This is a genomic window from Variovorax sp. PMC12 (assembly GCF_003019815.1).
Lineage (GTDB): Bacteria > Pseudomonadota > Gammaproteobacteria > Burkholderiales > Burkholderiaceae_C > Variovorax.
Genome location: NZ_CP027773.1, coordinates 4,491,726 through 4,513,463 on the forward strand (window position 1 = coordinate 4,491,726; position 21,738 = coordinate 4,513,463).

The 21,738-nt window shown below is 71.3% G+C and carries 16 protein-coding genes; 14 read left to right on the forward strand and 2 right to left on the reverse strand.

Annotation, left to right across the window (positions count from 1 at the left end):
• Positions 1-23 precede the first annotated feature (23 nt).
• Both C4F17_RS20830 and C4F17_RS20835 read left to right on the forward strand, forming a co-directional pair.
• Positions 24-1,418, forward strand: a complete 1,395-nt coding sequence (locus tag C4F17_RS20830) for a sensor histidine kinase (protein WP_106936515.1) — start codon at positions 24-26, stop codon at positions 1,416-1,418.
• A 157-nt stretch (positions 1,419-1,575) separates the two neighbouring features.
• Positions 1,576-1,914 carry a hypothetical protein gene (locus C4F17_RS20835; protein WP_106936516.1) on the forward strand — a complete coding sequence of 113 codons (339 nt, stop codon included), beginning with the start codon at positions 1,576-1,578 and terminating at the stop codon, positions 1,912-1,914.
• 111 nt (positions 1,915-2,025) lie between these two features.
• On the opposite strand, the gene C4F17_RS20840 is transcribed toward C4F17_RS20835, so the two are convergent.
• Positions 2,026-3,036, reverse strand: a complete 1,011-nt coding sequence (locus C4F17_RS20840) for a zinc-dependent alcohol dehydrogenase family protein (RefSeq protein ID WP_106936517.1) — start codon at positions 3,034-3,036, stop codon at positions 2,026-2,028.
• Between the two features lie 96 nt (positions 3,037-3,132).
• Here C4F17_RS20840 and C4F17_RS20845 point away from each other — a divergent pair, with 96 nt between their 5' ends.
• Both C4F17_RS20845 and C4F17_RS20850 read left to right on the forward strand, forming a co-directional pair.
• Positions 3,133-4,053, forward strand: a complete 921-nt coding sequence (locus C4F17_RS20845; protein WP_106936518.1) for a LysR family transcriptional regulator — start codon at positions 3,133-3,135, stop codon at positions 4,051-4,053.
• Between the two features lie 73 nt (positions 4,054-4,126).
• Entirely contained in the window at positions 4,127-5,179 is a 1,053-nt protein-coding gene (locus C4F17_RS20850) for an ABC transporter substrate-binding protein (protein ID WP_106936519.1), read from the forward strand.
• 9 nt (positions 5,180-5,188) lie between these two features.
• Here the strand turns inward: C4F17_RS20850 and C4F17_RS20855 are convergent, their stop codons facing one another.
• Positions 5,189-5,698 (reverse strand): DUF3761 domain-containing protein, encoded by a 510-nt coding sequence (locus C4F17_RS20855; RefSeq protein WP_106936520.1) that lies wholly within the window; start codon positions 5,696-5,698, stop codon positions 5,189-5,191.
• A 367-nt stretch (positions 5,699-6,065) separates the two neighbouring features.
• Between C4F17_RS20855 and htpG the strand changes: the two genes are divergently transcribed.
• From htpG to C4F17_RS20905, 10 genes are all read left to right on the forward strand, one after another.
• A complete protein-coding gene (gene htpG / locus C4F17_RS20860) occupies positions 6,066-8,102 on the forward strand; it encodes a molecular chaperone HtpG (protein ID WP_106936521.1) in 2,037 nt (678 codons plus the stop codon).
• On the forward strand, positions 8,099-8,743 hold the full coding sequence (locus C4F17_RS20865; protein ID WP_106936522.1) for a hypothetical protein: 645 nt from the start codon (positions 8,099-8,101) through the stop codon (positions 8,741-8,743). Before htpG ends, C4F17_RS20865 begins: the two co-directional genes overlap by 4 nt.
• A gap of 52 nt (positions 8,744-8,795) precedes the next feature.
• The gene (locus tag C4F17_RS20870) at positions 8,796-10,148 is read left to right on the forward strand and encodes an SWIM zinc finger family protein (RefSeq protein ID WP_106936523.1); all 1,353 of its coding nucleotides are present in this window, start codon (positions 8,796-8,798) and stop codon (positions 10,146-10,148) included.
• Between the two features lie 61 nt (positions 10,149-10,209).
• Entirely contained in the window at positions 10,210-11,751 is a 1,542-nt protein-coding gene (locus C4F17_RS20875; protein WP_106936524.1) for a DUF5691 domain-containing protein, read from the forward strand.
• Positions 11,748-12,827, forward strand: coding sequence for an ATP-binding protein (locus C4F17_RS20880; protein WP_081267506.1), 1,080 nt, complete (start codon positions 11,748-11,750; stop codon positions 12,825-12,827). The genes C4F17_RS20875 and C4F17_RS20880 overlap by 4 nt, the downstream gene beginning before the upstream one ends.
• Positions 12,828-12,835: 8 nt before the next feature.
• Positions 12,836-14,698 (forward strand): ATP-binding protein, encoded by a 1,863-nt coding sequence (locus C4F17_RS20885; RefSeq protein WP_106936525.1) that lies wholly within the window; start codon positions 12,836-12,838, stop codon positions 14,696-14,698.
• A 26-nt stretch (positions 14,699-14,724) separates the two neighbouring features.
• Positions 14,725-17,043 (forward strand): tetratricopeptide repeat protein, encoded by a 2,319-nt coding sequence (locus C4F17_RS20890; RefSeq protein WP_106936526.1) that lies wholly within the window; start codon positions 14,725-14,727, stop codon positions 17,041-17,043.
• A 36-nt stretch (positions 17,044-17,079) separates the two neighbouring features.
• Entirely contained in the window at positions 17,080-19,425 is a 2,346-nt protein-coding gene (locus C4F17_RS20895) for a DUF5682 family protein (RefSeq protein ID WP_106936527.1), read from the forward strand.
• On the forward strand, positions 19,422-20,636 hold the full coding sequence (locus C4F17_RS20900; RefSeq protein ID WP_106936528.1) for a VWA domain-containing protein: 1,215 nt from the start codon (positions 19,422-19,424) through the stop codon (positions 20,634-20,636). Before C4F17_RS20895 ends, C4F17_RS20900 begins: the two co-directional genes overlap by 4 nt.
• 43 nt (positions 20,637-20,679) lie before the next feature.
• On the forward strand, positions 20,680-21,669 hold the full coding sequence (locus tag C4F17_RS20905; protein ID WP_106937632.1) for a Bug family tripartite tricarboxylate transporter substrate binding protein: 990 nt from the start codon (positions 20,680-20,682) through the stop codon (positions 21,667-21,669).
• Positions 21,670-21,738: the final 69 nt, after the last annotated feature.

Below are 21,738 nucleotides of genomic sequence, written 5' to 3' on the forward strand. Positions count from 1 at the left end.
TTTCGCGAACGGACCCGGGGCCCATGACCGGCGCAGACCGTGGCAGCGGCCGCTGGTGGCGGCCGCATTCGCTGCGCACGCAGCTGCTGCTGTGGCTCATCACGCTGCACCTGGGCGCCGCGGTGCTGACCGCGTGGTTCTCCTTCGTGGCCTACGGCAACCTCGTGCACAACGCGCTGGACGACCAGATGCGCCTGGTGGCCGAGTCGTACGCGGGCAGCGACCCGCTCAAGATCCCGCGCCCCATGGACGGCGAGGCTGCGTTCTCGCGCGGCGCCTTCATCGTGCAGATATGGAGCCCCGACGGCCACACGCTGCGCGCCAGTTCGTGGCCGGTGCTGGCGGTGCCGCTGCAGTCGCGCGCGGGCTTCGGCGACGTGAGCACGGGCGCGCATTCGCAGTCGAGCTGGCGCGTGTTCACCGCCGAGCCCGGCCCGCGCGCCGACCAGCCGCGCGTGCAGGTGCTGCAGAACGAGGACTACCGCCGCCGCCGCGCCCTGCGCCGCGCATTGCTCGAAGGCCTGCCGATCACGCTGCTGCTGCCGCTGGCGCTGCTGATCCTGTGGATCATCGTGTCGGCCGCCTCGCGCTCGCTGCGCGCGGTGGCGCGCGACGTGGCCTCGCAGGACGAGCGCAGTCCCACCGAGCTGTCGCTGTCGCGCGTGCCCGAAGAGATCGCACCGCTGGTGGGCGCCTTCAACAACCTGCTGTCGCGCGTGCGCAGCGCCTTCGCCACGCAGCGCCGCTTCGTGCAGGACGCGGCGCACGAGCTGCGCACGCCGATGGCCGCCATCGGCCTGCAGATCGAGAACCTGCGCGCCCATGTGCCGGCCGGCGAGGCGACCGAGCGCTTCAACCAGCTCGAAGCCGGCGTCACGCGCGCGCAGCACCTGATCGAGCAGCTGCTCAACCTGTCGCGCCAGGACGCGCCGCAGCGCAGCAGCGCCGGCGAGCGCGTCGACATCGAAGTGCTGCTGCGCGAGAGCGTGAGCCAGCTCATGGTGCTGGCCGATGCGCGACGCGTGGACATCGGCTTCGAGGGCGGCATCGCGGCAGTGGTGGTGGCGCCCGCGGCCGAGCTGCGCAGCGTGTTCGACAACCTGATCGACAACGCGCTGCGCTATGCGCCCGAAGGCGGCGTGGTCGACGTGAAGCTGCACCAGTTCGGCGGCCATGCGGTGGTCGACGTGCTCGACAACGGCCCCGGCATTCCGAAGGCCATGATGGGCCGCGTGTTCGACCGCTTCTTCCGCGTGCCGGGCGCGGCGGCGGGCGGCAGCGGCCTGGGGCTGGCCATTGCCCGCACGGCGGCGGAGCGGCACGGCTTGCGCATCGAGCTGCACAACCGCGAAGACGGCCCGGGATTGAGGGCGCGCGTGCATCTGCCGCCGTCGCCGGCCGCGCCTCTTTCGCACTGAGTGCGAAGGCCGGTGCGCGGCGCGCTCACTCATCCGCGCCTAACTCTTCGCTCACGTTCAACTCAGATGGCGTGCCTAGAGTGCGTTCAGGTCCTGCCACGCGCAGTTCGCGCGATGGCACGAGGCCGGAGACAACATGCCCTCAGGAGAACACACCATGCGTACTTCCCTCAAGCTTCTCGCCGTCGGTTCCCTTGCTGCGCTGGCAGCGATGGGCGCGGTCACCGCATCGGCCGAAACCACCGATGGTTCGGACTTCCATCCGCTGCAGATGAACTCGCCCACGAACCCCGATGTGCAGGCCGGCGCGATGGCTGCGGCCCGCCCGAGCGGCACCGAGCCGATCGGCCAGTCGACCAGCGCACCCGCGATGAATTCGACGATGCCGGTGGCCGACATCCAGGCCGGCGCCTATGCGGCGTCGCACCCGACCGGCACCGAGCCGATCGGGCAATCGACCTCGCTGCCGATGGTGAAGTCGGGCAGCGGCAGCTGAGCGCCGTCGCGCCGATGATGGCGCCGCGACGGGCGCCTGTTCGCGTTCGCTGCGGCTTCGTGTATCTGCAGCAGGATGCCGCGTTTGCGGGCTGCGCGTTCCGTCACGTTTTCAGGGCGTGACCACGATCTTTCCGAACGGTCCGCGCGCGAGGTGGTCGAGCGCGGCGGGCAGCGCATCGAAGTCGTAGCGCGCCGCGATGACCGGCCTGAGCGCGTTCACGTCGATGGCGCGCACCAGGTCTTCCAGCGCGCGGCGGTGGCCCACGCCGATGCCTTGCACCGTGGCGCGGCCCAGCACCATGGCGTAGAACGACGCGCTCAGGGTCTCGCCTTCGAGCATGCCGATGATCGACACGCGCCCACCCTGCCTCAGCGCCTGCAGAGAGCGGTCGAGGTTGGGTCCGCTCGCGAGTTCGAGCACATGGTCGGCGCCGCGGCCTTGCGTGAGCCTGCGCACTTCGGCCGGCCAGTCGCCGTCGCGCGCCAGCACGTGCGAGGCGCCCAGCGCCTGCACCTGCGCGCGCTTGCTCTCGCTGCCCGTGACCACGATGGCCTGCGCGCCATGCAGCCGCGCGATCTGCAGGCCGAACAGCGCGACGCCGCCGGTGCCGTGGATGAGCACCGTCTCGCCCGCGCGCAGCCCCCCGGTCTCCGCCAGCGCGAACCAGGCGGTGAGGCCGGCGCAGGGCAGGGTGCTGGCTTCGGCCAGGCTCAGCGTGGCGGGCGCGGCCACGGCCCAGTCCGCGTCGATGCACACGTGCGAGGCCAGCATGCCCGGCCCCGGACCGCCGAACAGCGTGGCGCCGGCCTGCCAGTGGCTGTCGATCCAGCCGCCCCAGAAAGTGTTGACCACGCGGTCGCCCACCGCGAAGCGCGTCACGCCCTCGCCGACGGCCACCACGGTGCCCGCCATGTCGGAGCCGGGCGTGAAGGGCAATGCGAGCGGCATGCCCATGCCGTCGCGCACCATCAGCAGGTCGCGGTAGTTGAGCGCCACCGCGCCGACCTGCACCAGGATCTGGTTCGCGCCCGGCGCGGGCAGGGGCGCTTCGGCCTGTTCGAGGTTGGCGTGGCCGAGCACCGGCAGTTGCCAGCGGCGCAGCATTCGAGCTTCTTGCATGAGGGGACTCCGGGAAAAAAGAGCGCCCATGCTATTGACGATTGCTGATATCCAGTGGTGGATAATTTTCGCTTTGATGGTGCTTGAAAGTATCCAATGGGTCAGCGTCTTCAGGGCATCGAAGAATTCGTGGCGGCGGTGGAAGCGGGCAGCTTTGCGCTGGCCGCGCAGCGCCTGCACGTCACGCGCTCGGCCGTGGCCAAGAGCATCGGGCGGCTCGAGGCGCGGCTGAACACGCGGCTCTTCCTGCGCACCACGCGCAGCCAGAGCCTCACCGAGGAAGGCCACGGTTACTACGAGCGCTGCCGCCGCGTGCTGGCCGAACTCGAGGCGGCCGAGGCCATGGCCGACTCGGCGCGCAGCACCGCCTCCGGCCTGGTGCGCCTGAGCATGCCGGCGATGCTGGGCCGGCTGAAGGTGGGGCCGCTGCTGCTGGCGCTGGCGCGGCGGCATCCGCAGCTGTCGCTCGAACTCTCGTTCAACGACCGGCGGGTGGACCTGGTGGAAGAAGGGCTCGACCTGGCCATTCGCAGCGGCGAACTGGCCGATACCGACGAGCTCGTCGCGCGGCCCGTCGGCACGCAATGGATGACGCTGTGCGCCGCGCCCGCGTACCTGGCCGAGCGGGGGCATCCGCGCGGCGTGGCCGAGCTCGTGGCGCCGCACGAGGCGGTGTTCTATGCGCGCGACGGGCAGGTATCGACCTGGCGCTTCCATGCGGGCGAAGGCGGCCTCGCGGACATGGTCGAGGTGACGCTGCCGTCGCGCCTGCGCTGCGACAGCGCCGAGGTGCTGCTCGAGGCGGCCATCGGCGGCATGGGCCTGGCGCGCCTGCCGGCCTGGCTGGCGGCCGATGCGCTCGCGGCCGGCACGCTGGTGCGGGTGTTCGACGAGCCGCGGCCCTTCGGCTTTGCGCTGAACGTGATCCGCTCGCGCAGCCGCTACCTGCCGCTGAAGACCCGCGTGGTGATCGACTGGCTGGCCGAGCACCTGCCGCCGCTGCTGGCCGCACGCTGAAAACCCTGCGCCGCCGTGCGACGCGGCGCTATCCTGCGGCTTCCTGCCATCGCACACCGAGGAGACCCGCCGCATGCGCCCATTCGCCATTCCACACACCGCAGCCGCCGTCGCATGCACGGCCCTCGTGGCCACGGCGGCGCTGCTGGGCGCGTCGAACGCGGCCGCGCAGGGCACCGTCAACGCGCTGTGCAGCACCGACGCTGGCTGGTGCGAGGCCGCCGCCGCGGCCTTCACGCGCGAGACCGGCATCAAGGTGCAGCAGGCCCACAAGGGCACCGGCGAAATCGGTGCGCAGCTGCGCGCGGAAGCTGCCAACCCCAAGACCGACATCTGGTGGGGCGGCACCGGCGACCCGTTCCTGCAGGCCGCCGAGCAGGGCCTGCTGGAGCCCTACCGGCCGGCCTACATCAACGACCTGTACGACTGGTCGGTGCGCCAGTACGCGATGTCGCAGAACATGGTGGGCGGCTTCTACACCAGCGCCATCGGCTTCGGCTTCAACACCGACCTGCTGAAGAGAAAGAAGCTGCACGAGCCCAGGTGCTGGGCCGACCTGGTCAAGCCCGAATACAAGGGCGAGATAGAAATATCGCACCCCGCCTCCAGCGGCACGGCCTACACCATCATCGCGGGCCTGGTGCAGCAGATGGGCGAGGACCAGGCCTTCGAATACCTCAGGAAGCTGCACCGCAACGTGACCAGCTACACCCGCAGCGGCCAGGCGCAGGCGCCCAACGTGGCCAAGGGCGAAGTGGCCATCGGCGTGAGCTTCATTTTCGGCTTCGAGCGCTGGCGCTACGACAAATTTCCCGTGAAGACCGCCGCGCCCTGCGAGGGCACCGGCTACGAGATCGGCGGCATCGCCCTGGTGAAGGGCGCGCGCAACAAGGAGAACGCCAAGCGCTACTACGACTGGCTCATGAGCCCCGCGGGCCAGTCCATCGGCGGCAAGGCAGGCAGCCTGCAGTCGCCGGCCAACAAGACCTTCAAGCCCGACCCGCGCATCCCGTCGATGGCCGACGTGAAGCTCATCAAGTACGACTTCGAGAAATACGGCAAGGCGGCCGAGCGCAAGCGGCTGATCGACCGCTGGACCCGGGAAGTGGAATCCCAGCCGAAGTGACGAAGGAGCCTACGAGCAGGTCTTGTTGTGGGAGGCGTGCATGCCCTTGGCCTTGGCATCGGCCTCGCTCAGGTATTCGCCCTTCTTGGTCTTGCCGTAGTAGCGGTCGCCCATGCAGTGGTAGACCTTGGTCTCGTCGTTGGCCCACACCTTGCCGGCACCGCCGCCGGGCGCGGCGGCCATCTTCGTGGGGTCGGGCGCGCCGGGGGTCTTGGTGGCCGTGCCGGTGCTCGGCGCGACGCCGGTCTTGCCGACATCGGCCGACTGCGTCTGCACGGCCGGAGCCGCGGCGGCAGCAGGCGCTGCAGGCGCCGCGGCCGCGCCCTTGCCGAACCACGTCTTGATGCCCTTGTGCCCGCGGCAGGCGCCTGACCTGGTGTCGGGCGACGCATAGCTGCCGTCCTTGCATTGCACGGTGGTGCCGGCCGGCGCGTCGGCCGGCACCTGGGCCTGCGCCGCGAAGGCGGCCAGGCCGAGGCAGGCGGCGATCCACAGCGTCCGGGGATTCTTGTTGTTCATGGAAAGCTCCTGGTGGGTTGGAAACGAGGGCAACCCCGCAGCTTTGGCGATCAATCCCAGCGGGAGCTGACCTGGCGCAGCCCTGCTGCGCACCTCGACCGGCAGAATTGCCGTTCGACGCCATGCCCGGCGCATCGGGAATCGATTTTTCTGGAGATGCCGGGTGCGGTACTCTTTTGTGTTCCATGAGGCGCCGTGCGCCTACGTGTGGAGGCCATTCGTTTTAATAAAAATACGAAGTGCATCAGTCCTGAGGCTCGGGATGTTGAAGAAGCACACGAACGCCTTACCTTAGAAAGTCGGCACGCCGTCACCTTGCGGGCACCGTGCCGATTTAGAATTTTTTTGACTCGATATTTCTCTTTCCATGGCTGATTCCTCCAACACCAAACTCCCGTTCCAGGCTGAAGTCGCGCAACTGCTGCACCTCGTCACGCATGCGCTTTATTCGAACAAGGAAATCTTCCTGCGCGAGCTGATCTCGAACGCCTCCGACGCGTGCGACAAGCTGCGCTTCGAGGCGCTCGACCACCCCGAGCTGTACGAGGGCCAGTCCGATCTCGACGTGCGCCTGTCCTTCGACAAGGCCGCGCGCACCATCACCATCACCGACAAGGGCATCGGCCTGTCGCGCCAGGAAGCCATCGACAACCTCGGCACCATCGCCAAGAGCGGCACCAAGGACTTCATGAGCAAGCTCAGCGGCGACCAGAAGGCCGACGCTCAGCTCATCGGCCAGTTCGGCGTGGGCTTCTACTCGGGCTTCATCGTGGCCGACAGGATCACGGTCGAATCGCGCCGCGCCGGCCTGCCGGCCGACCAGGGCGTGCGCTGGGTCAGCGGCGGCGCCGGCGACTTCGAGGTGGCCGACATCACCCGCCCCGAGCGCGGCACCAGCATCACGCTGCACCTGCGCGACGACGCCGACGAATACCTCAACGCCTGGAAGCTCAAGCAGATCGTCGGCAAGTACTCCGACCACATCTCCCTGCCCATCCTGATGGAAAAGGAAGAGTGGAAGGAAGGCGAGAACGACCAGCCCGGCGACATGGTGAAGACCGGCGAATGGGAAACCGTCAACAAGGCCAACGCCCTGTGGAGCCGCCCCAAGAAGGACATCACCGCCGAGCAGTACGAAGAGTTCTACAAGAGCATCAGCCACGACTACGAGGCGCCGCTCGCCTGGAGCCACAACCGCGTGGAAGGCAGCACCGAATACACGCAGCTGCTCTACATCCCGGCCAAGGCCCCGTTCGACCTGTGGAACCGCGACAAGAGTGCGGGCGTCAAGCTGTACGTCAAGCGCGTCTTCATCATGGACGACGCCGAGGCCCTGCTGCCCAGCTACCTGCGCTTCGTGAAGGGCGTGATCGACTCTGCCGACCTGCCGCTGAACGTGAGCCGCGAGCTGCTGCAGGAAAGCCGCGACGTGAAGGCCATCCGCGAAGGCAGCACCAAGCGCGTGCTCGGCATGCTCGAAGACCTGGCGAAGAAGCAGAAGACCGGCCCCGAGAGCACCGAAGGCCGCATCGACGTGGGCTCGGGCGAATCGGTGCCCGCACCCGAGCCGACCGAAGCCGTGACCGACGTGGTCGACAAGAACGCGCCCACCGCCGCCGAAGCCGCCGCGAGCGCGGCCGACGAATCGGGCAAGTACGCCAAGTTCTACGCCGAGTTCGGCGCCGTGCTCAAGGAAGGCCTGGGCGAGGACTTCGGCAACCGCGACCGCATCGCCAAGCTGCTGCGCTACGCCTCCACCACCACCGACACGGTGAGCGTGAGCTTCGCGGACTACAAGGCCCGCATGAAGGAAGGCCAGGACGCGATCTACTACATCACCGCCGACACCCTCGCCGCCGCCAAGAACAGCCCGCAGCTCGAAGTCTTCAAGAAGAAGGGCATCGAGGTGCTGCTCATGACCGACCGTGTGGACGAGTGGGCGCTGAACTACCTCAACGAGTTCGACGGCACCCCGCTGCAAAGCGTGGCCAAGGGCGCGGTCGACCTCGGCAAGCTGCAGGACGAGGCCGAGAAGAAGGCCGCCGAGGAGGCCGCCGAGTCGTTCAAGCCGCTGCTGGAGAAGCTCAAGGAAGCGCTCAAGGACAAGGCCGAAGACGTGCGCGTGACCACCCGCCTGGTCGACTCGCCCGCCTGCCTCGTGGTGCAGGACGGCGGCATGAGCACGCAGTTGGCGCGCATGCTCAAGCAGGCCGGCCAGCCCGCGCCCGAGCTGAAGCCGGTGCTCGAGGTGAACGCCGAGCATCCGCTGGTGAAGAAGCTCGAAGGCTCGGCGCACTTCGACGACCTCGCGAACATCCTGTTCGACCAGGCGCTGCTGGCCGAAGGCGGCCTGCCCGCCGATCCGGCGGCCTATGTGAGGCGCGTGAACGCGCTGCTGGTGTGACCGGCCGGCCGCGCACCGTCCGGACAACGGCCGCCGCGGTTCCCGCGGCGCTGCTGCTCCTCATGGTGGGCGGCTGCTCGCACTATCACGTCGGCATTCCGCTGGTGCCGGGGCTCTCGCTGGGGCTCGGCGCCACGAAGGACGGCAACTTCTCGGTGGGGCTCAACACGGGCTTCGGCCCACTCAGCGCGGGCGTGGCGGTGAACAACGGCGGGCAGGTGTCGGGCTCGGCCGGCGTCGGTGTCGGCGTGGGGCCGGTGGCCACGGGGATCAGCAAGGGCGCGGTGCTCTACGACCCGAAGGCCGCGCCCGCAACACCCGCCGCAGCCGCCTCGACCGTGGCCCCGGCCGCCGTCACCGTGACGGCCGCGCCGGGAACGCCCGCCCCCATCCTGTATTCGACGCCAGCGGCGCCTTTCACGCCTATAGCGTCTACTGCGCCTTCGGCGCCGGTCGTGCCCGCGGCCCGGACTGCCGCCGCTCCGGCTGCCCCCGCCAGGCAGCCTCTCTTCAAGATCACGCGCCCGCCGCCGGAGCCTGCGGCGCCTGCGGTGAACGTGAGCTACCGCACGCCGGCCGTCGCGGCCGCGGCGGTCTCGGCCCGCGAGGCCGGCACGCCGGGCAATCCCGTCGCGCCTTGATGGCCGCGTTCTTTCAATCATCCGCGCCGCGGAGCGGCGCGAGGGTGCCCCGATGAGTCTCAGCACAGAAGCCGTCCTGGCGCTCGCCCCCGACGACGCGTCGGCCAAGGCCGCCAAGGGTTTGCTCGCACCGGCCAAGTGGCCCACGCTCGCGTTCTCCGACACCGCCGTGTGGGGCGAATGCCAGGGCAGCGGCAGCAAGCCTTACCAGACGCAGGTCGACCTCACGGGCCCGGTGTTCCGCTGCTCGTGCCCGAGCCGCAAATTCCCTTGCAAGCACGGCCTGGCGCTGATGCTGCTGCGCGCGCAGAACGAAGCCGGCTTCACCCAGGGCGACCCGCCGCCGTGGGTGGCCGAGTGGCTCGCCTCGCGCCGCGAAAAGGCCGAGAAGAAAGAAGCCCGCGCCGCCGAACCGCCGGCCGCGGCCGACCCCGCCGCTGCCGCCAGGCGCGACGCGCAACGCTGGAAGCGCATCGAGGCCGGCGCGCAGGAGCTTGCACTCTGGCTCGACGACCAGACGCAGCGCGGCCTGGCATCGCTCGGCAGCGAGCAGCAGCAAGCCTGGAGCGCGATGGCCGCGCGCATGGTCGATGCGCAGGCGCCGGGGCTCGGCCAGCGCATCACGCAGGCGGCCGAACTCATCGGCGTGGGCGAAGGCTGGCCCGCGCGGCTGCTCGACCGGCTCGGGCGGCTGCAGCTGATCGTCGATGCGGTCCCGCGCCGCGAATCGCTGTCGCCCGCCACGCTGGCCGATTTGCGCACCGCGCTCGGCTGGCCGCAGGACCGCGAGGCGCTGCTCGCCGAGGGCGAACGCGTCAGCGACCACTGGCTGGTGCTGGGCCAGTGCATCGACGAGCGCGACACCAAGCTGGTCGAGCGCCACGTGTGGCTGCAAGGCCGCGCGAGCGGGCGCCGCGCGCTGCTGCTCGACTACGCCCACGGCGGGCGCGGCTTCGAGACCGGCTGGGTCAGCGGCAGCGAACGCGCGGCGGTGCTGTGCTTCTATCCGGGCCATGCTTCGCAGCGCGCGCTGGTGGCCGAGCTGCCGTCCGACGCGCCCGCCACGGCTGCCCCCGCCAACGACGTGCCCCATGACGAATGGCAGCGCATGGCGCAGCAGATCGCCGCCAACCCCTGGCAGCCGCTGCTGCCGATGGTGTGGGCCGACGCCGTGCCCAGCCGCGACGGCGACCGCTGGTGGCTGCGCCTCGACGGCGCGCCGCAGGCGCTGCCGATGCAGGTCGCCGCGCAGGAGGCATGGCAGCTGCTGGCGCATTCCGGCGGTGCGCCGCTGCGCGTGTTCGGCGAATGGGACGGCGAGCAGTTCGCGCCGCTCACCGCATGGCCGATGGGTACGGCGGTGGACAGCGCGCCGGTCTGGACGCTGACGGGAGTGCGGACATGAGCGCAGCGCCGCGCCGCCCCGAGCAAGCTCGCACCGCAGTGCGAAGCACGGAGGTCATCGAATGAGCCACTGGAACCAACTGCTGCAGGCCGCGCTGGTCGGCACCTCGCGCCAGCCCGTGCCGCCGGCCGCAGGCATGGCGGGCGAATTCGCCGGGCTGCTGCAGGCGCTGCAAGGCGGCGAGGCGCAAGGCCGGTTGCTGCGCATGGCGGGTGCCGTCGCGGTCGGGCGCCGCGCGGGCTTCGTCGCGCCGAAGCTGCCGCCGTCCGAAGCGCCCGTCGCCGCCGAAGACAAACGCCCCGAACTCAAGGACGCCACGCTGCAGGCCGCCATCGCCGATGCCCTGTCGAGCGGCCCGCTGCGCCTTCAGCATGAAGGCCTGGCAGCGCTCGCGGCCGCCGGCCTGCGCCTGCCGCACAGCCTGCTGCCCCTGGCGCTCGACGCCGGCCGCCGCGCCATCGACCTGCGGCCCGCCGTGGCCCCCGCGCTCGGCGAACGCGGCCTCTGGCTCGCGGCGCGCAACGACGACTGGCGCTATGCCGTCGGCGCCAGCGAACAGGCCGACGCGCAGACACGCTGGGACGAAGGCAGCCTCGACCAACGCGTCGCGGTGCTGCGCGAACAGCGCCAGGCCGACCCGGCCGGCGCGCGCGAACGCCTTGCCGCCGAGCTGCAGCAACTGCCCGCCAAGGACCGCGCCGCGCTGCTCGGCGCGCTCGCCGAAAACCTCGGCCCCGACGACGAGGCACTGATCGACGCCCAGCTCAAGGACCGCGCCCGCGACGTCCGCCAGGCCGCCGTCGAACTGCTGCAGCGCCTGCCGCAGAGCGCGCATGCGCAGCGCATCGCCGCCTTCCTCGAACCGCTGCTGAAGCACGACGGCGCCACATGGCGCATCGACGCTCCCGAAGCCGCCGACGCGCGCTGGAAGGACGACGCCATCGACCCCGCACGCCCCACGCACGAGGGCCTCGGCGAGCGCGCATGGTGGCTCTACCAGCTCGTGCGCCAGGCGCCGCTGTCTTGGTGGACCGCGCGCACCGGCATGACGCCGGCGGCCTTGCTCGACTGGGCCGCCGCCGGCGACTGGAAGGACGCGCTGCTGCGCGGCTGGAACGACGCCGTCATCGCCGCCCCCGACCACGACTGGTGCGACGCCATGCTCGACCGTCCGCGCGCCCAGCGCGCCTGGATCGGCCAGCTGCTCGCGCTGCTGCCGCGCGCGCGCCGCGAGCGCCACTGGCTTGCCGAGCTGGGCGCCGAAGGCAACGGCGCGCAGGAAGTCGTGGGCTTCGCCGACCAGGCCTGCGCGCCCGGCGAAACGCCGTCGGCCGAGCTGTCCGCCAGGCTGGCCGCCGCGCTGCGCCTGCGCGTGGAGCGCGGCAGCCTCGCCAACGACTACATGCTGCGCCAGGTGCTCACCAGCGCCGCCGCGCTGCTGCATCCCTCGGCGCTGCCTGCGCTGGCCGACCTGCCGCGCACCGCCGACGAAACACCCGGCACCGCCAACGCGCTGGCCGAGACCGCGCGCATCGTGCGCGCGCGCCGGCTGTTCCTCACCCTTTCATCTACTTCTTCTTCTCCATCCCAAGGCCGTCCATGAGCAATGTCCTGCGCCAGCATGCCGAACAGCAATTCGCCGAAGAACTCGATGCGCTCCAGAAGGTCGACGACCGCCAGCGTCCGGCCAACTGGAAGCTCTCGCCCTGGGCGGTGCTCACCTACCTGATGGGCGGCAAGCTCGCCAGCGGCTTCGAGGTCAGCCCCAAGTACATCGGCAATCCGCGACTGATGGAAATCGCGGTCTCCACGCTCGCCACCGACCGCGCGCTGCTGCTGTACGGCGTGCCGGGCACGGCCAAGTCGTGGGTATCCGAGCACCTGGCCGCCGCCGTGAGCGGCGACTCCACCATGCTGATCCAGGGCACCGCCGGCACCAGCGAAGAGCAGCTGCGCTACGGCTGGAACTACGCCGAGCTGCTGGCCCACGGCCCGTCCGACAAGGCGCTGGTGCCCAGCCCGCTGGTGCACGCCATGCGCCTGGGCAAGATCGCGCGCGTCGAGGAACTCACCCGCATCCCGGCCGACGTGCAGGACACGCTGATCACCGTGCTGTCCGAAAAGACACTGCCCATTCCCGAACTCGGCAGCGAGGTGCAGGCGGTGCGCGGTTTCTCGGTCATTGCCACCGCCAACAACCGCGACAAGGGCGTGAACGAGCTGTCGAGCGCGCTCAAGCGCCGCTTCAACACCGTGGTGCTGCCGGTGCCGTCGAGCGAGGCGGAGGAAGTGCAGATCGTGGTCAAGCGCGTGGGCGAACTGGGCCGCGCGCTCGCGCTGCCGGCCGAGCCGCCGGCGCTGCAGGAAGTGCGCCGCGTGGTGCAGATCTTCCGCGAGCTGCGCAACGGCCAGACCGAGGACGGCAAGACGCGCATCAAGTCGCCCAGCTCCACGCTCTCCACCGCCGAGGCCATCTCCGTCATCAACAGCGGCATGGCGCTGGCCGGCCACTTCGGCGACGGCGTGCTGCGTTCGGCCGACGTGGCCTCGGGCCTGATCGGCGCGGTCATCAAGGACCCGGTGCAGGACCAGGTGGTGTGGAAGGAGTACCTGGAGACGGTGGTGAAGGAGCGCAGCGACTGGAAGGACCTGTACCGCGCCTGCCGCGAGCAGCTGTGAGCGCGCCGATGTCGGACTCCCCACAGCCAGACCTCCCTTCGCAGACGCCGGCGCTGCAGACCACCCAGGTGCACCTGGACGGCCTGTTCGACGTGCTGGCCAAGCACCTGTATTCCACGCCCGTGGTGGCGATCCGCGAGCTGATCCAGAACGCGCACGACTCCATCTCGCGCCGCCGGCTCGAAGACCCGTCCTTCACCGAGGCCGGCCGCATCGACGTGCTGGCCGACGAGGCCGCGCAGACCATCGTCATCCGCGACAACGGTTCCGGCCTCACCGAGCAGGAGCTGCACCGCTACCTCGCCACGCTGGGCAACGGCTACACGCGGCAGCTGCGCGCGTCCGACAAGGACGGCAGCGACGAGCTCATCGGCCTGTTCGGGCTGGGCTTTCTCTCCGCCTTCGTGGTGGCCGAGCAGGTGCTGGTGAACAGCACCTCGTTCCAGTCGCCCGGCGAAGGCTGGCGCTACCGCTCGTCGGACGGCCGGCGCTACGCGGTGCAGGCCATCGACGCGCGGCCGGTGGGCACCGAGATCCACCTCGCGATGCGCAGCGACTTCAACCACCTGTGCTCGGCCGGCGTGCTGAAGAAAGTGCTCGGGCGCTATTGCGCGCTGCTGCGCGAGCCGCTGTGGTTCGACGACGAATGCGTCAACGCCGACCCGCCGCCTTGGCGCGCCGCCGCCGACGGCGTGGTGCTGCACCCCGCGGTGCTGCAGCGCCAGCGCATGGCCTTCGCCGCACGCATGGAGCGGCACTTCGAGCCCATCTGCGTGATTCCCGTGGAGCCCGAGGGCGAGAGCGACGCGCGCGGCCTGCTGTGGGTGCAGGACGGCGCCACCTACGGCACCAGCGACAACCGCCACCTGAGCGTCTACGTGCGCGGCATGCTGCTCGACGACGAGGCGCGCGACCTGCTGCCGGTGTGGGCCGGCTTCATCGGCGGCGTGATCGAGTCGAACGCGCTCACGCCCACCGCCAGCCGCGAAGACCTGCAGCGCGACGCCGCCTACCAGGCCACGCGCGCTCACATCCAGGACGCGCTGATCCGCGGCCTGGCCGATCTTTCGCGGTCGCAGGCACCGGCCTGGAGCCGGCTGCTCACGCGCCACAACGAGGCGCTGCTGGGCGCCGCGCTGTGCGAGGACGAACTCTTCGCCATGCTGGCCGACGCCGTGCGCCTGCCCACCAGCCAGGGCGACCTGCCGGTGCGCAGCCTGGTGCGCGAAGGCCGCATCCACCTGAGCCTGGGCCAGAGCGGCGGCTTCGAGGACGTGCTGTTCCGCGCGCTGCAGGTGCCCGTGGCGCGCGGCGACCGCTACGCGGTGGCCGGCTTCCTGCGCCAGTGGGTGCGCGATCGCGGCGTGCAGCTCATCGAGATCGGCACCGCCGCCGGCAACGCCCGCATGTTCCGCGGCGAAGACCTGCCCGAGAGCGAACTCGCCTGGCTGCGCGAACACCTCGCATGGGGCGAGCTGGTGGTGCCCGCGCGCTTCGTGTCGCCCGAGCTGCCGCTGATCGCCGTGCCCGACCGCGAGGCGCAGCTGAAGGCGCGGCTGGAGACCGACGAGGCCAGGAAGCGCATGGCCGGCGCCGCGCTCAGCCTGGCGCGCGCGTTCACCCAGCGCATCGACGCGAGCGTGTCGGCGCGGCTGTACGTGAACCTCGACAACCCGGCCATCCAGGCGCTGCTGCAAAGCCACCGCGAGGGCCGCGCCGTGCCCGCGCATGCGGTCGCGCTGCTGCGCAGCTTCAAGGCCATCATGGCGCCGGGCGGCGAGGAACTGAAGGGCCAGCCGCCGCTGGTCGAACTGCTGGCCGATTTCAGCCGGGCCGTGGCCGCGCTCTGCGCGCCGCGCTCGGCTTCCTAGAAAACCAAAGAGAGAGGATCAACACGATGGACAGCTTTGCCTGGGTCAACGACCTGTCGGACCGGCTCGAGGAAGAAGGCCAGCAGCGCCTGGCCTACCTGATTCACGACGTGCCGCACCAGCAGTTCCAGGGCAACCATGCGCTGGTCGAGGCGCTGGTGCCCGAGGCGCTCGCCAGCGCGCGCGGACTCGACATTCCGTGGCTCGACGTGTACTTCAAGCACTGGCTGTGCGCCTCGCGCGTGGCGCGCCACCACGGCGAGTCGCAGCTCGGCGAAGTGGTCGATGCCTACGAGCGGGCGCACCAGGAAAAGACCCAGGGCTGCCCGCAGAGCGTGTGCGTCACGCAGGACCTGGTGGCCACCTACGCGAACGTCGACGGCCCCGGCTGGGCCGGCGAGCGCCTCGCGGCCTGCGACGAGACGCTGGCGCGCATCGACCCCAGCTGGGGCTGCTTCGGCTGCCTGAGCATCGAGCGCGCCAATGCCATGGGCGACCAGGGCCAGCCGCGCGAGGCCGTGCTCTACCTGAAGAGTCAGCGCGACGCTCAGCGCCGCGCCGGCGAGGAAGTGACCACGCTGTTCGTCACCACCGAGGTCGAGCAATGGCTCGCGGCCGGCGACCCGCACACCGCGCTCAAGCTGCTCGACGACTCCGAGGACGAAGCCGACGAGGACGACCGCCGCGAGCAGTCGACCCGCCTGCTGCAGCGCAGCCGCGCGCTCGTGCTGGCCGGCCAGCCGCAGGCCGGGTGGGACCTGCTGCCGGAATTCGGCGACATCGAGGTGGCCGACCATGTGTCGTGGTGCCGCGCCGCCGTCGCGGCCGCGCGCGCGCTGCCGGAGCTCAACACGCCCGCGCTGGGCCACGCGCTGTGGACCACCATCGAGCACCTGCACACCGTCGGCAGCCACCGGCTGCTGATCGACCTTGCGCTGGCCCAGGCCGAGCTGGCCGGCGCGCGGCAGGTGCCGTGGCTGGCCGCGCAGGCCGTGGCGCGTGCGCGCCACCACGTGCCGTTGCTGCGCGAGGACTTCGGTGCCGCCGACAAGGTGCGGCGTGCCGAGCAGGCGCTCGCCGCCGTGACACCGAAGCCCGCGCCGAGCGCGCCCGAATCGCTTCCCGACTGGCTGCGTTCGCCCGAGGCCGAGGGCCTGTCGAACGAGACCGTCATCCAGTGGCTGGAGCAGGCGCACCAGGCGCTGCCCGGCGACGAGGGGCTGGCGATGATGCTGGCCTCCGCGCTGTCGAACTACGGCTGCCACGACGAGGCGCGCAGCCGGCTGCAGGCCATGGTGCTGGCGGCGCCGCAATCGGTGGCGCTGCAGAACCACTGGTTCGGCCTGTGCTTCAGCGCCGGCGACCTGGGCGCCATCGAGGAACAGGCGCGACGCATCGAGGCCGCGCAGCCGGCCATGGCCGCCTGGTACCGCGCGCGCATCGCCTTCCGCGAAGGGCGCTACACGCAGGTCGGGCCGCTGGTCGAGCAGGTGCTGGCGCACGACCCCGAGGCCACGGCCACGCGCCGGCTGTGGGCCGACGCGGCCATGGAACTGAAGGACTTCGACACGGCCGTGGCCCAGCGCCGCATGGTGCTGGCCGCCGACGATGCGCCCGAGCCTGGCCGCCGCTGGGAGCTGCTAATCGCCGCCACCGCGGCGCGCCAGTGGGCCGACGTGCGCGCGCAGGCCCGCGCGCTCGAGATGGAACTCGAAGCCGGCCAGCCCGACGATGCCGAGGTCGAGGAAGACTGGGGCCTGGTCTACCTGCGCTGCGAGGAAAACGGCCGCGAGCGCGACGTGCTCGCGCGCCGCACCGGCCCGGCCACCGCGCGCATCGTGCAGCCCTCGCCGCGCGGCCTCGAGCAGCGCCTGGGCGACTGGGTGGTGTTCGAGCCCAGGCTGGCGGAGCAGCCGCCCGAGGACGAGGAAGAACTGCGCACCTACACCCGCGTCTTCACCGCGCCCGTGCACCTGCTGGAGAAGGGCCCCTACGGCCCGAGCTACATGATCGACGGCGTGCACCCCGGCGAGGAAAGCGTGAGCGCCCTGCGCGACGCGCTCCACGAGGCGGGCTGGAGCACCTGGCAGTACAGCAACGACAACTATCGCGTGAGCGACGCCGAAGCGGATGACGCGGACGAAGAAGACGAACACGACGAAGACGACGACCTCCCCGGCCTCTACCTCGCCGTGACCGCGCCCGCCAGCGTGCCGCCGCGCGCCATTGCCGCGCGCGTGGCTGCGCTGTGCAAGGGCCATCAGCTGTGCTGGACCGAGCTGGCCCGCGCGGCCGGCGAGCCGACCGAATGGCACGAGGCCATGGAAGCGCGCTACGGTCTCTGAGCCCCTGCAACTCCACTTTTTCGACGCACTGAACAGATGGGCTCTCCGCTGCACTACTTCGGCATCCGCCACCACGGGCCCGGCTGCGCGCGCAGCCTGCTGCGCGCCTTCGAGTCGCTGCAGCCCGACTGCATCCTGGTCGAAGGCCCGCCCGACGCGGAAGGCCTGCTGTCCTTCATGGCGCACGCCGACCTGCGCCCGCCGGTCGCGATGCTGATCCACGCGGGCGAGGACACGGGGCTCGCCGCCTTCTACCCCTTCGCCGAGTTCTCGCCCGAATGGCAGGCGCTGCAATGGGGCGTGTCGCGCAACCTGCCGGTGCGCTTCATCGACCTGCCGCAGTCGCACCGCATGGCGATCGAGCAGGCCGCGCGCGCCGCCGACGAAGCCGAGGCCGCGAAGGCACAGGAAGCCCCCGGGGCCGAAGCCGGCGAGCCGCCGGGCGATGACGAACACGACGAAGCACCGGCCTCCGGCGAGGAAGCGGCGCTGCGGCGGATCCCCGACGACCCCTTCGACTGGCTCGCCCATGCCGCCGGCTATGCCGACGGCGAGAGCTGGTGGAACCACATGGTCGAGGAGCGCGGCGACGGCGAAGACCTGTTCGGCGCCATCGCCGAGGCCATGACGGCCGTGCGCGCCGAAACACCCGAAGACCGCCGCGGCCCGCGCGCCGCGAAGCGCGAGCAGCTGCGCGAGGCCTTCATGCGGCAATCGATACGCGAAGCCGTCAAGGCCGGCCACCAGCGCATCGCCGTGGTCTGCGGCGCCTGGCATGTGCCGGCCCTTCAGGGCGCGGCCACCGCCAAGGCCGACGCCGCGCTGCTCAAGGGCCTGCCCAGGCTCAAGGTGCTGGCCACCTGGGTGCCGTGGACCTATCGCCACCTCACCAGCGCCAGCGGCTACGGCGCGGGCATCGATTCGCCGGGCTGGTACGAGCACCTGTGGCAGCAGGGCCAGCAGGTGGCGGGCCGCAGCACCGGCTGGCTCGCGCGCGTGGCGCGGCTGCTGCGCGAGCACGACCTCGACTGCTCTTCCGCCCACCTGATCGAGGCCACGCGCCTGGCCGACACCCTCGCCGCCCTGCGCGAACGCCCCGCGCCCGGCCTGCCCGAACTCGACGAGGCCGTGCGCAGCGTGATCTGCATGGGCGAGCAGGCGCCGCTCACGCTGATCCGCGAGCGCCTGACCGTCGGCGACCGCATGGGCCAGGTGCCGGCAGAAGTGCCGACCGTGCCGCTGCAGCGCGACATCGAGCAGCAGCAAAAAAGCCTGCGCCTGAAGCCGGAAGCCACCGCGCGCACGCTCGACCTCGACCTGCGCCAGCCCAACGACCTCGCGCGCAGCCACCTGCTGCACCGGCTGCGCCTGCTCGACCTGCCCTGGGGCGCGCCCACCGTCGGCCAGCGTTCCAGCCGCGGCACCTTCCACGAGGTGTGGCAGCTGCAGTGGCAGCCCGAATTCGCGCTGCGCATCATCGAGGCCAGCCGCTTCGGCGCGACCCTGGCGCACGCCGCCACCTCGCGCGTGATGGAGCAGCTGGCCGGCGAAAGCTCGCTCACCGCGCTGGCCGGGCAGGTCGACACCGTGCTGCTGGCCGACCTGCCAGCGGCGGTGCAGGCCGTGACCCGCGCGCTCGAAGACCGCGCCGCGCTCACCGGCGACGCGGTGCAGCTCATCGGCGCGGTGCCGCCGCTGGCCAACGTGTTCCGCTACGGCAGCGTGCGCCAGACCGACAGCGCGCTGCTGTCGCACGTGCTCGACAGCCTCATCGTGCGCGGCGCCATCGGCCTGCCCATTGCCTGCGGCGCGCTCGACGCCGAAGCGGCCGAATCGCTGCGCACCAGCCTCATCGCCGCACACGACGCGGTGCGCCTGCGCGACGGCGAGGAAACCACCGCCGCATGGCGCGGTGCGCTGCGCGCCATCGCCTTCGGCGAGAGCGCGGCGCCGCTGCTGCGCGGCGTGGCCTGCCGGTTGCTGCTCGACGATGCGCAGATCGACAGCGAAGGTGCCTCGCAGCAGCTCGCGCGCAATCTCTCGGCCGGCGCTCCGCCGACCGAGGCGGCAGCGTGGCTCGAAGGTTTTCTCAACCGCAACGCGATGGTGCTGCTGCACGACGAGGCCGTGTGGCCGCTGGTCGACGGCTGGCTGTCGGCGCTCGGCGAAGAACACTTCCTGCAGGTGCTGCCGCTGGTGCGCCGCAGCTTCGCCGACTTCTCGGGCGCCGACCGGCGCGCGCTGGGCGAGCGCGCGAAGCGGGGCGCGACGGGTGGAAAAGGCGGCACGGCGGTGGTCGCCACAGCCGCCGCCGAGTGGGACGAATCTCGCGCGGTGCTCGCGCTGCCGCTGCTGCGGGAACTGCTGGGAGTGAAGGCATGAACACCGACGACACCGTTGCCGCGTCCGCGGACGAGACGCCGCCCTCCACCGACCGCCTGCAGCGCTGGCGCCTGGTGCTCGGCAGCGAGGCCACGCCCAGCTGCGGCGCCGTGGAAGGCCGGGTCCGCGAGATCGACATGGCGCTCGCCGCGCTCTACGAGGCCGACGGCCGGCGCGGCCTGGGCCAGGGCGGCCAGCGCGGCGGCCGGGGCGATTCGGCGCCCAGCGTGGCGCGCTGGCTCGGCGACATCCGCAAGTACTTTCCAAGCCAGGTGGTGCAGGTGATGCAGCGCGACGCGATGGAGCGGCTCAACCTGCGCCAGATGCTGCTGCAGCCCGAGATGCTCGAGAACGCCCAGCCCGACGTGCACCTGGTGGCCAGCCTCGTGGCGCTGGCCAGCGTGATTCCCGCGGGCACCAAGGACACCGCGCGCGCCGTGGTGCGCAAGGTGGTCGAAGAGCTCATGAAGAAGCTCGAGGAGCCGATGCGCAGCGCCGTGAGCGGTGCGCTCAACCGCAGCCAGCGCAACCGCCGCCCGCGCCATTCGGAGATCGACTGGAACCGCACCATCCGCGCCAACCTGCGCCACTGGCAGCCCGAGTACCGCACGGTAGTGCCGCAGTCGCTGGTCGGCTACGGCCGCAAGGCGCGGCAGCCGCAGCGCGAGGTGATCCTGTGCATCGACCAGAGCGGCTCCATGGCCGCGTCGGTGGTCTATTCGAGCATCTTCGGCGCCGTCATGGCCAGCCTGCCGGCGGTGGCGACCAGGCTGGTGGTGTTCGACACCAGCGTGGTCGACATGACCGAGCAGCTGCAGGACCCGGTCGACCTGCTGTTCGGCGTGCAGCTGGGCGGCGGCACCGACATCAACGGCGCCGTGGGCTACTGCCAGGGCCTCATACGCGAGCCGCGCAACACCATCCTGGTGCTGATCTCCGACCTGTACGAAGGCGGCGTGGAAGAAAAGCTGCTGCACCGCGCCAACGAGCTGGTCGAGGCCGGCGTGCAGTTCATCGCGCTGCTGGCGCTCAGCGACGAGGGCGCGCCGGCCTACGACCGCGACCTGGCCGCCAAGCTGGCCGCGCTGGGCGTGCCCTCGTTCGCATGCACGCCCGACGCGTTCCCGGGCCTCATGGCCGCCGCCATCAAGCGCGAGGACGTGGCGGGCTGGGCCGCTGCACAAGGCCTGAGGACCAGCAGGGCTGGATGAACAGGCCCTAACATGGAGGCGGAGACGCCCGCCCATGCCGCCCATGATCCGCCGCCGACCGCTTCTGCTGCAGCTCCTGTCCACGGCCGCCCTCGCGGCCGGCACGCTGCCCCGCGCCGCGACGGCGCAGCCGCTCTATCCCGCCAGGCCCTTCCGCTGGATCGTGCCGTACCCGGCCGGTGCCGGCGCCGACATCGTCGCGCGCACCGTGGGCGCCCAACTCGCCATCGACACCGGGCAGCCGGTGACCATAGAGAACCGTGCCGGAGGCAACACCGCGCTCGGCGCCATCGAGGCGGCGCGCGCGCCGGCCGACGGCTACACGCTGCTGTCGGCCGACAACGGCATGCTGGTGTTCAACCCCGCGATCTACCGCAACCTCAGCTACAACCCCGTGCGCGACTTCGCGCCGGTCACGCTGATGGGCCGGCTGCCGATGGTGCTGCTGGTCGGCCCGGCCACCGGCGAGAAAGACGCGCGCGCGTTCATCGCCGACGCGCGCGCCTTTCCCGGCAAGGTCAGCTTCGCTTCCGCCGGCACCGGCAGCCCGCAGCACCTGGCCATGGAACTGCTCGAGCGCGAGGCCGGGCTGAAGATGGTGCACGTGCCGTATCGCAGCGCGGCGCCCGCGCTGGCCGACGTGGCCGGCGGCCAGCTGCCGGCCATGATGTGCGACCTGGCGGCGGCCCGCCGCTTCATCCAGAGCGGCAGGCTGCGCGCGCTGGCGGTGGCCCATCCGCGCCGGCTGGCGCAACTGCCGGCGGTGCCGACCTTCGCCGAGCTCGGCATGCCGCGCGTCGAGGCCGCCACGCTCATGGGGCTCGTGGTGCCCGTGAACACGCCCGGCGAGCTGGTGGCGCGGCTGCAGCAGGCGGTGGCCAGCGCCATCCACAACCCGGCGGTGCTGGCCCGGTTCGCCGAGCTCGGCATCGAGGCCGCAGGCGACGGGCCCGGCAAGTTCGCTTCGCTGCTGCAGGCCGAAGCGGCGCGCTGGCACCCGCTCATCCGCGACCTCAACCTGGTGCTCGACTGAGCGGCCCGCGCCTTTACGGCAACTTTGCGCGCAGGCCGCGAAGTTCTCATCCCCGGCTAAGAGTCGCTG